Annotated in this window: 10 protein-coding genes; 2 read left to right on the forward strand and 8 right to left on the reverse strand. The window is 43.6% G+C overall.

Annotation, left to right across the window (positions count from 1 at the left end):
* Positions 1 to 5: 5 nt before the first annotated feature.
* Positions 6 to 683: a phosphoribosylformylglycinamidine synthase subunit PurQ gene (gene purQ / locus IQ276_RS20215; RefSeq protein WP_235115822.1), complete on the reverse strand. Its 678-nt coding sequence runs from the start codon at positions 681 to 683 to the stop codon at positions 6 to 8.
* 181 nt (positions 684 to 864) lie between these two features.
* Entirely contained in the window at positions 865 to 1,143 is a 279-nt protein-coding gene (gene purS / locus IQ276_RS20220; RefSeq protein WP_073642157.1) for a phosphoribosylformylglycinamidine synthase subunit PurS, read from the reverse strand.
* A 146-nt stretch (positions 1,144 to 1,289) separates the two neighbouring features.
* On the opposite strand from purS, the gene IQ276_RS20225 reads away from it, so the two are divergent.
* The gene (locus IQ276_RS20225) at positions 1,290 to 1,673 is read left to right on the forward strand and encodes a Fur family transcriptional regulator (RefSeq protein WP_073642156.1); all 384 of its coding nucleotides are present in this window, start codon (positions 1,290 to 1,292) and stop codon (positions 1,671 to 1,673) included.
* A 193-nt stretch (positions 1,674 to 1,866) separates the two neighbouring features.
* On the opposite strand, the gene IQ276_RS20230 is transcribed toward IQ276_RS20225, so the two are convergent.
* Both IQ276_RS20230 and IQ276_RS20235 read right to left on the reverse strand, forming a co-directional pair.
* The gene (locus tag IQ276_RS20230) at positions 1,867 to 2,874 is read right to left on the reverse strand and encodes an SPFH domain-containing protein (RefSeq protein WP_221709030.1); all 1,008 of its coding nucleotides are present in this window, start codon (positions 2,872 to 2,874) and stop codon (positions 1,867 to 1,869) included.
* Positions 2,875 to 3,101: 227 nt separating this feature from the next.
* Positions 3,102 to 3,536, reverse strand: a complete 435-nt coding sequence (locus IQ276_RS20235) for an NfeD family protein (protein ID WP_190880695.1) — start codon at positions 3,534 to 3,536, stop codon at positions 3,102 to 3,104.
* 234 nt (positions 3,537 to 3,770) lie between these two features.
* Between IQ276_RS20235 and IQ276_RS20240 the strand changes: the two genes are divergently transcribed.
* Complete coding sequence (locus IQ276_RS20240; protein ID WP_193917845.1) at positions 3,771 to 5,762, forward strand: PP2C family protein-serine/threonine phosphatase; 1,992 nt, start codon at positions 3,771 to 3,773, stop codon at positions 5,760 to 5,762.
* Between the two features lie 16 nt (positions 5,763 to 5,778).
* Here IQ276_RS20240 and IQ276_RS40275 read toward each other — a convergent pair whose 3' ends face one another.
* The 4 genes from IQ276_RS40275 to IQ276_RS20255 form a co-directional block, all read right to left on the reverse strand.
* On the reverse strand, positions 5,779 to 5,913 hold the full coding sequence (locus IQ276_RS40275; RefSeq protein ID WP_255264342.1) for a hypothetical protein: 135 nt from the start codon (positions 5,911 to 5,913) through the stop codon (positions 5,779 to 5,781).
* Between the two features lie 76 nt (positions 5,914 to 5,989).
* Entirely contained in the window at positions 5,990 to 8,083 is a 2,094-nt protein-coding gene (locus IQ276_RS20245; RefSeq protein ID WP_193917847.1) for a calcium-binding protein, read from the reverse strand.
* Between the two features lie 139 nt (positions 8,084 to 8,222).
* Positions 8,223 to 10,802 (reverse strand): CHAT domain-containing protein, encoded by a 2,580-nt coding sequence (locus IQ276_RS20250; protein ID WP_193917849.1) that lies wholly within the window; start codon positions 10,800 to 10,802, stop codon positions 8,223 to 8,225.
* A 14-nt stretch (positions 10,803 to 10,816) separates the two neighbouring features.
* Positions 10,817 to 14,017 (reverse strand): two-partner secretion domain-containing protein, encoded by a 3,201-nt coding sequence (locus IQ276_RS20255; RefSeq protein WP_228043124.1) that lies wholly within the window; start codon positions 14,015 to 14,017, stop codon positions 10,817 to 10,819.
* Positions 14,018 to 14,085: the final 68 nt, after the last annotated feature.

Below are 14,085 nucleotides of genomic sequence, written 5' to 3' on the forward strand. Positions count from 1 at the left end.
ACAAGTTAAACCAACGCCGCCACCTTCTCTAACAATCCCTGAAACAACCCTAACCCATCGCTATTGCCCAACACCGCATCAGACGCCCTTTCTGGGTGTGGCATCATTCCCAAAACAAAGCCAGAGCGATCGCAAATCCCCGCAATATTATTCAATGAACCATTGGGATTCTCTCCTGCATAGCGGAACAAGACTTGTCCGTTATCTTCAATTTCAGCGAGAGTAGCTGCGTCAGCGTAGAATCGTCCTTCGCCGTGGGCAATGGGCAAAGTGATAATTTCGTCATCCTTATAAGCTTGCGTCCAAGGTAGATTGGTACGCTCAACTTTTATAGAAACGCGATCGCAAATAAAATGCAAATCTCGATTTTTGGTCAACACCCCCGGCAACAGACCAGCTTCAGTTAATACCTGAAAACCGTTACAAATACCGAGGACAAATTTCCCCTTTTGGGCGTGTTCCACAACCTGCTGCATCACAGGCGAAAACCGGGCGATGGCACCACAGCGTAGATAATCCCCGTAACTAAAACCACCAGGTATAACAACAACATCCAAATCAGCAATGTCTGTATCTTGATGCCAAACCATACGAGTCGGTTGCCCCAACAAGTCTCTGGTCACATAGGCGACATCGCGATCGCAATTAGAACCCGGAAAAACAACAACACCGAATTTAGTCATTTGTCAATTGGAATGGGGAATGGGGACTGGGGACTGGGGACTGGTGATTGGGGACTGGGAAATGGGGAATCGGAAATGGTAAAGGGGGTATTTGGCATTGGGCATTGAGCATTGATTATTAATTATTCTTCTCTGCTCCTCTACCCCCAGTACCCAGTCCCTAGTCCCCAGTCCCCACTCCCTAAAAGACCCCCGTCTGTGATTCGACCTCAATTAAATCAAAGCGATAATTTTCAATCACCGGATTTGCTAGCATTTGGTCACAGATGTTATTGAGGTCTTGACGCGCTTTTTTTTCATCCGGCGAGACGATGGTAAGTTCAATGTACTTACCAATCCGCACTTGCTCAACGTTATCGTATCCCATTTGCTGGAGACCGGATTGTACAGCCACACCAGCAGGGTCTAAGACTGAGGGACGAAGTGTCACGTGAATTTTAGCTAGATACTTCCTTTGCACGGGCTTTTTGCTGAATGCTGCGATCGCTATACTATAACTTTCTGTTCCAACTGAGTGAAAATAAGATTACGAAGCAGTTAAAGTTAATTTATTAATTAGCCAGTCCAACAGCTTCAAATTACAGTGGCATATTTAAATAATTGTCTATGACAGTCATACGCACCCGCAGTCAAGAGCGTATTTTGAACCTGCTAAAAACCATCAAAAAAGGCATTTCCGCCCAGGATATTTATGTAGAACTACGTAACACCAATCAAGGTATGGGTTTAGCCACGGTTTACCGCTCCTTAGAAGCCTTAAAACTCGAAGGCATGGTACAAATGCGGAATTTGGCTAACGGTGAAGCCCTTTACAGCCTAGCGCAGCAAGACAAACACCACCTTACCTGCTTGCAATGCGGTACCTCAATTCAAATTAATCAATGCCCCGTCCATAACCTAGAAGACCAGTTAGAAACCAGCCATAAATTTAAAATTTTTTACCACACCCTAGAGTTTTTTGGCTTGTGTAGCCAATGTCAGGCTTTGTAAAAGGAGTTGGGAGTTGGGAGTTGGGAGTGGTGAGTGGTGACTGATAAACGCCACTTGCTCGACTTGGGGTTTCCCCAAGACCGCAGTGGCTCCTGTTGACTGTTAAGTTAGGAGTTATTCTCCTTGTCCCCTTGTCCCCTTGTTTTCCCCATCTCCCTCATCTTCCCACTCCCCACTCCCCACTCCCCACACCTCACCCAGGCCGATTATTCCCCGTCGATATTTCCCCACCAAACAAGGGGTTAGAGTTTCCATTAGTAGCGTCCGTAACAATGGAACGCATCCCTTCTAGAGTCGCGGGAATACTGCGCGGGTCCATAAACATCACCTTGCTGCTGTCGCTGCTGCCAATCTTTGTACCCATTTCTAGATAATTTTGGGCGAGTAAAAACTGCAAGGCTTGTTGTGCGTTTGCTTCAGATTTGAGAGTATTGGTAATAATCTGCATTGCCTCAGCGGTTGCTTGGGCTTTGAGAACTTGTTGCTGACGTTCAGCTTGGGCTTGCAAGACAATGGTTTTTTGTTGCGCTTCTGCTTGCAGAATTGTCGCTTTTTGACGAGCTTCGGCATCTAAAATTTGTGCCTCGGCTTTACCTCTGGCAGTATTGACGGCAGCTTCGCGTTCACCCTCAGAATTCAGAATTGCTGCTCGTCTGCGCCGTTCTGCCGACATTTGCAATTCCATTGATTCCCGCACCGCTTGAGAAGGAATAATATCTCGCAGTTCTACCCGCGTCACTTTTACCCCCCAAGGATCTGTAGCAATGTCCAAATCTCTTAACAAAAGTTCATTGATTTGGGAACGTGCAGTAAAGGTTTGATCTAACTCTAATTGCCCCATTTCCGAGCGAATTTGAGTCAGCACCATGTTTACCATTGCTGACTGGAGATTTTCTACTTTATACCAGGCTTTTTCCATATCTACAATCCGCCAGTAAAACACTGCATCTACCTCAATGCCAACGTTGTCGCGGGTGATGCATTTTTGGGGAGGAATATCTAAGACTTTTTCGCGGATGGTTTCTTGATAAACGATTTTATCTAGGAAAGGAATTACAAAGTTCAAACCTGGTTCTAGCTTTTTGTTATAGCTACCCAATCTTTCCACCAAAGCTTCATTGCCTTGGTTGACGACTTTCACAGTTCCTGCCACGGCACCACCACCAAGGGCTAAAAAGATTAGTAAAAATAACTGTTCCATTTTGAATCTCCTGATTTTAAATTTGAAAGAGGGAGTGGGGAGTAGGGAGTGGGGGGAGCAGGGGAGGCAGGGGAGGCAGGGGAGGCAGGGGGAGAGAAATAAATAAGTGTATTTAGGACTATAACGGTCGTAAAAAATACTAAGATTTTCTCTTCACTTCCCCTGCTCCCCCTGCCTCCCCACCTCACAAAATCGCATTGCTCCCCCCCACTCCCCACTTCCAAGAATTAAGAACTCAACAAATTTTCTGGTATCACAATTAAAGTGGTGCCTTCTCTCCTGACGACATAAACTCTTTGATTGGGCGCTATGCTGAACTTGTCATCGTCACATCGTGCTTGCCAAGAATTTCCCTCGTACAGCACTCGCCCTGTTTTACCAGGTGGGATTTCTGTGAGGGTTTCAGCTGTGACTGCATCTTGAATTTTTGACTTGCGTCGTCGCGGTTGCAAAAAGCGACGGGAAAGCAGAATTAGTGTTGTGGAAAGTAACAGCCAAACCACAATTTGCAACCATAAACTTGTCAAACCGACTCCAGACAGCAGCGCCACGACAAAAGCGCTAATTCCCATCATGAAGGCGACGAAGGCCGATGGTAAGAACAGTTCCATTAAACAGAGAACTGCTCCTGCAAGAAGCCAAATTAAAGTAAAACTTGGCATAGCGCTATCCTAAGACTCTACATTGACGTAAATGCATTTATACGATTAGATACACCCAGACGCAGGCTATTAACGGAAAGCAAAATTTGGTTTTTTTACCAATAATTTTGATTAATTTCAGTAACAAGGTGTAGCCAGGGGTACACAAGTCCAGTCTATTCTAGCCTTCAAGTTGTTGACAGCTAAATTTAACCGAAATTCATGAGTTGATTTGTTCCTTAAATTTATACCTTTATGATTTTTACTCAACCGATAATTTATTGTATAAATCCAAACTGTCATAACCCCATTAATTCTGAGGAAAATGCTGTTTGTGCCAGTTGTCAAACTCCCCTAGTTCATCGCTATCTCTGGGCTGTAGGCTCGTTGTCTGCCAAAGTGACACCGGGCACTAAGGTAGCAAATAGATATGAGGTAATTAGACACCAAGTTTGGCTGGATACTCAACCAGGACTACCGCCAGATGTACCTGAGGAATTGCCAAAAGCAGTAATTCCTTATTTACGGTTATATCAAGAACGGTTACATTTACCCCAGGCTTATGGGTTTGCTCGTCGCGTTGAGGAGGATGCAGGTGATATCCTCTTATTGGAAAATGTGCCGATAGATGAAACAGGGCATATTTACCCAACTATTGCCCAGGCGTGGGAGCAAGCAACGGCGGTACGACAAGTTTATTGGCTGTGGCAAATTCTCCAACTTTGGACACCTTTATCAGAATTGGGACTTGCCCGCAGTTTATTGGTGCAAGATAATTTGAGAGTCCAAGGTTGGTGTGTGCGACTCTTGGAACTGGTAGAGACGTTTCATGAAACTGTAGAGACGTTTCATGAAACGTCTCTACAAAATTTAGGACAGTGTTGGCAGCCTTGGGTAACATCTGCACAAACATCCATAGCCAAACGGTTGCAGAATATAGTCCAGCAGATGTGTGAAACTGAGGTAGAGTTAGATGTTATTGTTACTCAACTCAATAATTTACTACTAGCATCTGCGGCAGAGTTGCCTTTAAGTCTCAAGGTGGCAGGCTCCACAGATGTTGGCTTAGTAATGACGCAAAATGAAGATAGTTGTTATCCTAATGCTTTTAGTGACTTAGACGATCGCTTGATACCCCACTTATCGATTGTTTGCGATGGTATTGGCGGACATGAAGGCGGTGAAGTTGCTAGCCGGTTAGCAGTGGAGTCTGTGAAGTTGCAAATTCGCGTTTTGTTAGCGGAGGTTGCAGCACAAAGTCAACTTGTATCACCAGAGTTGTTGCAAGAACAACTAGAAGCAAGCTTGCGGGTGGTGAATAATGTGATTTCAGCCCGCAATAATGAGCAAAAACGCCAAGGTAGAGAACGCATGGCGACAACTATTGTCATGGCTGTGCAAGTTCCCCAACGAATTCAGACTATCTCTGGTTGGCAATCAAACAATGGCCATGAATTATACTTAGCTAATGTTGGCGATAGTCGTGCTTATTGGATTACTCCTAACTATTGTCAGCTATTAACAATAGATGATGATGTAGTGACACGGGAAGTACGTTTCGCTAAAAGCTTGTATCGAAAAGCACTTTTAAGACCAGATGCTACTGCCCTAACTCAAGCTTTGGGGACAAGAGATGCAGAATCTTTGCGTTTGAGGATTCAGCGTTTCATTGTGGAAGAAGATGGTATATTGCTGTTGTGTTCTGATGGTTTAAGCGATCGCAACTGGGTAGAACAATCTTGGCAAGATTATGCCAAACCTGTGTTCACGGGTGAAGTCACAGTTGAAGATGCTGTCCGCAATTGGATTAATCTGGCAAACGAGAAAAATGGGCGTGATAATATTTCGGTTGTTCTCACTTATTGCCGTGTTTCCCCAGAATATTTAGCAGTTGTTACTCCCACGCCGCCAGTAGAAATTATAGAAGCAGAAATAGAAGAACCAGAGGAACAAGAAGAATTACAGGAACAAGAAGAACAACCAATTTCCTTTACAGAAAGTTCCCAAGCATTACTAGATTTAGAGATTCCAGAGGAACCAGTTACATCCCTAGAAATCGCACCAACTTTAATCGAAAAACCTAAGTTGCGTAAACGCTTGGTAATGCTGGGGGGAGTGTTGGCATTGCTTGCAGGGGGTACAAGTTTGGGATTATTTGCTTGGTGGCAAATTAATCCTCAAGGATTTGAGCAAGTATGCCGGCAACTGCCTTCAAGGGTACAGCAAGTGTGTCCCGGTGGGAAGTAGGGAATGGGGAGTGGCTTCAGTCAAGTCGGAAGCGGTGTAGTAAAAGTTTAACTGGTGTACTGTTACTGTGAAGCGATCGCACCACATATAACTTTACATGGCAACGACAAAGGCGATCGCTAGCTAAGCTCAGGCTTCTATACTTCAGCATATAGAAACCAGCCCTTCACCGAAGTAAGGGCTGGTAATTGATATGATTAACTTGTCAAACCAATTTATATAAACTTTTATACAAGCTGGATGTCTGTGCTAATTGCAAAACCAGCAGGTTTATTCTCAATGGTGGCGAATTGAGTTCCTTGGAATAACAAAGCACCAGTAGCATCGTTGTAGCTGAAATTGTTGAAGTTAGTGATACCACCAAAACCAGCTTTAGAAATCTGAATTTTGTCACCTTCAACCCTACTGAAGTCTTTGATGATATCTAAGCCTTCTAGGTTCGAGTTGAACACAAATTTATCTGCACCAGCACCACCAGTGAGAATATCGCTGCCAGCACCACCTATTAAACTATCATTGCCAGCACCGCCTACTAAACTATCATTACCATTGCCGCCAACAAGGTTATCGTAGCCAGTTCCACCAGTTAGGTTATCGGCTCCGTCACCACCGAACAGGAAAGTCCAGGAGTTCGATGCTGTTAACACATCATTGCCTGCACCACCCGTGAGGACTGCAAAATTTCCGCCTTGTGCAGTAATGAACTCTACACCAGTGAGGATGTCGATACCTTCGTTACCATTGGCAGTGACATTATCAATCACCTGTAAATCGCCATTGTTTAGGAAAGAGATTGTATAGTCTGTATAATTTCCTTCATAGTTAACGATATCATAGCCACTACCACCGTTGATGAAATCATTGCCAGTACCGCCTTTGAGGGAATCATTGCCAGCATCGCCATTGAGGGTATCATTGCCAGCACCGCCTTTGAGGGAATCATTACCAGCACCACCACGCAGGATATCTGCATATTGTGTGCCTGTGATGTCAAATTTTTCAATACCAGTGTGACTGAGTAGTGCATTATTATTCAGGCGGCTGAAGATGCCATTTTCTCTCACATCTACACCAGCACCATTATTCAAATCAGTGTAGTCGGCTATTAGCGTATCAACACCTGCACCACCATCTACAAAACCATCTGAATCAATAAAAGTATCATCACCAGCTTCACCATAAAGATAATCATTGCCAGCGCGACCTTCAATTTGATCGTTACCACCACCACCATACAAACTATCGCTGTTAGTACCACCACGCAGGATATCTGCGTATTGTGTGCCTATGATATTAAATTTTTCAATATTGTTATAACCAAGTACGCCAGTACCAGTGAGGCGACTGAAGATCACACTTTGCCCCAAATATCCTACATCTATACCAGCACCATTATTCAACTGGCTGTAGTTGGCTACTAGCGTATCAACACCTGCACCACCATCTACAGAACCATCTGTATCAATTACAGTATCATCACCAGCCTCACCATAAAGATAATCAAAGCCAGCACCACCCTCAATTTGATCGTTACCACCACCACCATACAGACTATCGCTGTTAGCACCACCACGCAGGACATCTGCGTATTGTGTGCCTGTGATTTTGAATTTTTCAATATTGCTATAACCAAGTACGCCAGTACCAGTGAGGCGACTGAAGATCACACTTTGCCCCAAATATCCTACATCTATACCAGCACCATTATTCAACTGGCTGTAGTTGGCTACTAGCGTATCAACACCTGCACCACCATCTACAGAACCATCTGTATCGATTACAGTATCATCACCAGCGTCACCATAAAGATAATCAAAGCCAGCACCACCCTCAATTTGATCGTTACCACCACCACCATACAGACTATCGCTGCCAGCAGCACCACGCAGGACATCTGCGTATTGTGAGCCTGTAACGTTGAATTTCTCAATACTAGTGTAATTAAGTACTGGGTTACCAGTCAGGCGGCTGAAGATGGCATTTTGTCCGTTGAATCCTACATCTACACCAGCACCGTTGTTCAACTGACTGTAGTTGGCTACTAGTGTGTCATTACCTGCACCACCATCGACATAACCATCTGTATCAATTAAAGTATCATCGCCCTCATTACCATACAAGTTGTCGTTGCCAGCACCACCATCAATTACATCGTTACCAGCACCGCCAAGCAAATTGTCGTTGCCAGTTCCACCATTAATTACATCATTTTTTTCTGCACCGGCTAGGTAGTCATCACCGCCTTGTCCGTTGAGTATCCAAGATTCACCATTAATTCCCAGGAAGGTGTTATTGTTGTTGTCGCCGTTATATGTTCCCATGTGTACTATAAACCTCGTGTTGTGTGTGTAAAGAAGTCTGGTGTTAGCCTTTGAACTTCTTGCTGAGTTACACGTTTCACTTTTGAGGTTTATGCACTCAAATTAAGAACAAACCCAAAAAAATTTTTTAGCAACTTATTTACAACCAATTTCCCAGTAGCACATAAGCTGCCCAATGTATGGGATGCCGATAATCTGGGTCTTTTAACAGAGAAAGTTGGGCTTGGCGCAGTGCTTCTGCTTTTGTGACTTGCTTTGTTGCCAATTCTTTATAAAATTGACCGATGAGGCGGGCGCTAGATTCATCATCCAAGCTCCAAAGAGAAGCTAAGGTACTGCGTGCGCCTGCTTGAATTGCTACCCCAGCCAGTCCTAAAGCAGCGCGTTTATCTCCATCAGCAGTTTCGCAAGCACTGAGAACGAGTAATTCAATTGGTTCAGGTGTAGTTTGCTCTCTGCTGCGAAGCAAATCTTTTAATTCATTGAGTTTAATCGGTTTATCCCAAGCCAACACAAAGGTTTCATCAGCATTGGAACTAAATTGACCATGAGTTGCCAGATGCACTACAGAAAAAGGCACTGAGTCAATCTGTTTTCGCAAGCCTGAACTAGTAAATGTCTGATTCAGGAGAACTTCGTTAGGGACTTCCGATTCAATTGCTTTTAATTCGTCGCTGACATTTGGTAAGGAACTAAACCCATGTCGTGCTTCTGTCAGTCCAGCGACCAAAGTTTTTAGCTTGGTTTGGCGCAAAGGACGCGGCCCTAATAGCTCTAATCCAGGCGTAAGTGCAATGCTGTATTTTTCTATTAAATAGCGATCGCCATCATACAACGCTGCGATCGCCACATTTCGCAAAGCACCATCCAAAACGAAAACTAATGTTTTCACCTGACTTTGAGCCAGTTCTGCTTCCACAGGGCGAATTAACCAGTCGTAAACTTTTGCAGATAATAATTTTCCCTCAGGAGTTGTAAAGGGCTTTTCTAAATTTTCTCTGAGTTGCTCTGTGACTTCTTCTAGTTCAGGTTGACTTATTTTCGTAGCATAGTGGCGTAGCCCCTGCTGAGGTAAACTCAGAATTACCTCTAGTCGGTCTGGGAGAATGATGGGATAAATTACTGCTGCTTGTGATTGTTGAATTTGCTCAATCGATACTATCTGTCCTTGTAGACAAGCTGAACGAAAGAAGTTATCAAGTTCTGCTAATTGTAGCGATTCAATTACCTGACGAGCTTGTTTTAGTTCTTCCTGATTGGGTTCTACACTTTCACCCGGATTTAACAGTAATTGTACATATTCACGATACACAGGCTCTACAGCTTCACGGAAGGAAAATTGAATGTCACTGTTAATCGCCACTAAATCGCTACGCAGAGATTTTAATGTTGTAAAAGCGACTTCATAAGCTGATGTTGCTGGCTTAATTGCTCCTTGGGCTTTTAAAATGCGTCCTAATTGCCATTGCCATTGATAAGCAATATGTGGAGCATTAATGGCTTGAGCTATTTGCAAAGCCTGCTGGGTTAAATCTTGAGCATTTGACCATTGCTCGGTTTGTTCATAAAGTCCACCTAGATAACCCAAAGCATAAGACTCTGCTTGTTGGTCACTTAAGTTTTGAGCTTCTTGAATTGCGATCGCCAGTAGTTTAGCAGATGCAGTATTTTCTTTTGTTCCCAGCTTGATCAAACTTTTGGCAAGGTTGATGCGAGAGTAAATTGTTGAGCGACTGGGAGATAGATTACTAAACTTTGACTGGAGTTGTAGCGAGAGATTCTCAGCTTTTTTCGTTTGTCCAGTTGCTATTAATAGTTGAATTTGATTGATTTGCGCTTGAATCTGCGTCATGCTGCTTGCAGAGACAATATTTGCAGCCTGTTCGTAGTATGCCAATGCTGTATTTGTATCGTCTTGGGCATAAGCTGTGTTACCCAGGCTGAGTAAGGTGGCACTTAATTCTCGTTGTGATTTACTCCCGCCATTCTGTAGCAATTGCAAACTTTGTTGCAAAACTCTGCGAGAATCAGCCAAAGCGCCCACTGATTTGAAAACGTTACCCAGGCTACGTAACCCTGTAGTTTTTAACTGTTCGTCTGGTTGATTCTCTAGTGTTTGTTCTACTTCTGCCAGGGTTTTACGAGCTTGGAGATAAAGCCCTAGAGCTTGTTGGGCTTGAGCTTGATTAATTAAACTGCCGATTCTGCCTTGTGTATAGCCTGCTGCGGTATAGATGGTAGTTGCCTGTTGCCAAGTATTAAGAGCTTGTTCTGTTTTACCTTCAGCTAATTGCAAACTTCCTTGAGTGTTGAGTGCTTGGGCAAGGATGAGTTTTGCTTGTGGTGTTGTTTGTTGGGAGTTTTGGATTAAATTCAAGCTAGAGTTAATTGTCTCATTTGCTTGCTGCCATTGTCCCAACTGTTGGTAAGCCAAGGAGAGATAATTTAGCACCATAGCTTGAGACGATGGATTCTTTTCTGCTTTGAGTGCCAACTGCCAAATATTTATAGCTTCAGCATATCGTTGTGCTTCGTACAGTTCTCTAGCTTGTTGAATTAAATTTGATTTTTCTGGAATTTTCTCTTCTGCAACCAGAGGTTGAACAGAAGAAGCGATAACTTGCCTCAATTCCAGCGTTAGAGTTAGACTTACCCCTAACAGCACACAAAGCACAAAAGTTAAAGCTTTACGCCAAAATCTCGGCTGTTTTTTTGCCATCTGAGAGTCCAACATCAATTTTGAGCAAGAGGGCAATTAACAGGTGTCAGTGAGGAGTTGTGAGGGGTAGTAGTAGGAGCTTGAGCTACAAGGGTAATACTACCATCAGCAGCAATCACCCATCCTTGAGCTTCAACGATCGCACTTGGTGTTTCTGAAACCAAATTTACCTCTTCTTTGGAACCACTTACCTTTTCATTAAGCAAAGCGTGGGGTTGTAAATCTTGCCAGATGGCATCACTGCTCAGTGGCTCAATGGGGTTAGGTGGTAAGCCTCCCCGTCCAGTGACTACAAATTCACTTTGTTGATTGGCTGTTGCTTCTCCACCATTCCTACAGTTTTGGGCAATGAGTTGGGAAGCATCTACTAAATTGGTGGGCAAATTCACCAGTCCGCTACTGGGTTCTACGTCGGATGTGTTAATAACTACCTGCCCGCTGAATGAGGGATTGGCTTGGGAAATAGCAGTGATATCACTTGTAGGGAGCGATCGCGGATTTAATTTATCGGGGTCATTAGTCGCCAATAGTCTCTCTAGATCCGAACGACTACGTGGTATTAGTCCAAAGATTCTTCGAGCAGTAATATTAACTTTGCCACCATTGCCACTAAAAGCATTGGCCATAATATCGTTATTTTCTGAAGCCGCAGCAACAATAAATGGAGAGTTGATGGCAATGTTACCTCCATTACCACCTCCTTGGGTAGTTCCCGCAGTTGTTGAGATGATGCTGTTACGCCTTAATAGCAACAAGTCTGTTAGTTGGAGTTGAATATCACCGCCAGTATTACTCGCTGTTTCCGCAGAGATGACAGCTTGGTTATCGAGGGTTAATTTTCCGGCTTGGATATTAATAGTACCGCCGATACCAGCACCTTGATTATCAACAGCAATTTTAGCCCCATCACGAATAATCATCACTTTCGGATCAATGAAAATGTTACCACTGTTGCCAGTAGCATCGGCAGTTGTATTGGCAAACATTCCAGTACCATCACCTGCTAAAGTCAGGCGATCGCGTATCTTTAAAATAATATCTCCTGCTGGATTCGTAGTGGTTGTTAATGTGAGAAGTTTTCCACCACTAGCAGCATCAAAAGTATTTGCTGTCACTAGAATATTGCCTGCTTTCCCCATACCGTTGCTTTGAGCATTTAAACGCGCACGGTTACTAATTGAGAGCGACCCTGCAATAATCTCGATATCTCCCCCCTTACCTTGGGCATCCAAAGATACTGTACTAAATGCTCCACTACTGAAGTTTAATATACTGACTCCATCAAATGAAACTAGATCCTGAGCTTTAATCAAAATACTCCCCGCATCCCCTTTGCCACGAGTTTGGGAGTTTAACCCAGCACCATTGGTAACCGAGAGTGACCCTGTAGTAATCTGAATATTTCCTCCCTTACCTACTGCACTGGGTTCCACAGAACTGAAAGCTCCACTGGGTAATCCATAACTAGCAGTACCGTTAAAAGAAAGGCGATCGCGAGTTTTAATAGTAATATTGCCTGCATCTCCTTGTCCAATTGTCGCCACCTGTAGTTGAGCGCCATTACTAACAAAGAGTGACTCTGCCGTGATTTGGATATTTCCTCCCTTGCCTACTGCATTGTCAGACACTGTGCTGAATGCTCCACTGGGAAATTCATCTTCACTACTTACACCATCAAAAACAACCCCATTTACCCCATAAGTTTGAATTGTGACATTGCCTGCATCGCCTTTACCAAAAGTGCTAGAACTCAGTTGAGATCCATTGACAACTGAAAGCGAATCTGCGGTAATTTCAATATTTCCTCCTTTACCGAATATTGCACGCCTTGATACCGCGCTTGCTATGTCACTGCGATCTAATAAAACTGCTTCACGAGCTTGAATAGTAATATTACCTGCACTTCCTTGACCAAAAGTACCAGAATCTAACAAAGCAGTATTAATCATTGAGAGCGACCCCGTTTGAATGTTAATATTTCCTGCCTGACCTACACCTCTTGGAGCGATGTTGCTAACTATTTTGGTCGAGTAATATTCACTATTTAGCCCATCAAGTGTAACCATGTCACGAGCTTGAATTGTGACATTACCTGCATTTCCCTGTCCCAGAGTACTAACAATTACTTGAGAGCCATCGCTCACAGAAAATGAGCCTGTGGTTACCTTAATATCACCACTATTACCTGTAGCATTTTGCTCAACTGTGTTTTGAATTGTACTCGACTGCCTTAATGTAATTAAATCAGTGGCATTGAGCGTAATCTCTCCAGCTTGATTGCCAAAATTTCCTAAGCCAAAACCGATTCCGGCTTGAATGATACTTTCTCCTGCAATGTCGATATTTCGACCAGCAATTGCGATACTACCACCATTTTCGGCTGTAACATTGAGCTTGGCATTATCGGTAAGTGAAACATTTGCTCTTGGTACACTATCAGGGAAACTCATACTCAAATTGTTACCCACAAACCTCAACTCCACACTTCCCGGTCCTGCCAATCCGCCCAAATCAATCCTACCGCCCAAGGCATTCAAGCTGCCTCCATTCAGGTTGATGTCACTCCCCAACAGTAGTAAACTCCTACCATCGGCAACCCGCAAACCAAATATTTGCTCTCCTGAGCCATCTAAACCGGCAGGTGCGACTGATCTGGTTTCGATAGTTCCTGCGCTAATTTGGTTGAAGAATAATGCCGAAGGATTAATACTTAGCAAAGGGATAATCTCAGGGGTTGAAGCGCTAAAAAAACCCTGATTACCAAATTTAATACCATTTGCTGTTGTTCCGAGGAACGAACCCCCAATGTCTAACCTTGCATTGCTGCCAAATACGATGCCATTGGGGTTAATTAAAAACAGATTGGCATTACCCAAAACTCCCAACGTTCCCAAAATATTCGAGGGATTATTACCTGTAACTCGTGTGAGGATATTCTCTATTCCGGTAGGGTTGGAAAAGTAAACCCGTTGCCCATCACCAATGCTAAATTCACCAAAGCTGTGAAATAGATTTGCTCCTCGGACTGCACCACCATCAATGCGATTACCTATTGCCCCTTTAACTTCAACCCCTTGAATTAAAATTGATGATTCACTTCCCAAGGTGCTGTCGGCTGTAATTTCCGCAAGAACAGGGCTTTCTCTAAAAAGATAAGAACTCAGCGCCGAAAGCGCTAATCCAAAAAGTAACAATTGGCTGAAAAATTTAAACAATTTTTTGTCAAAAAAAATACTAATTGCTGTTATAAATCCTACCACAAAGTCCGGTTGCGTAAGTATGG

The sequence above is a fragment of the Desmonostoc muscorum LEGE 12446 genome, assembly GCF_015207005.2.
GTDB classification, from domain to species: Bacteria; Cyanobacteriota; Cyanobacteriia; order Cyanobacteriales; family Nostocaceae; genus Nostoc; species Nostoc muscorum.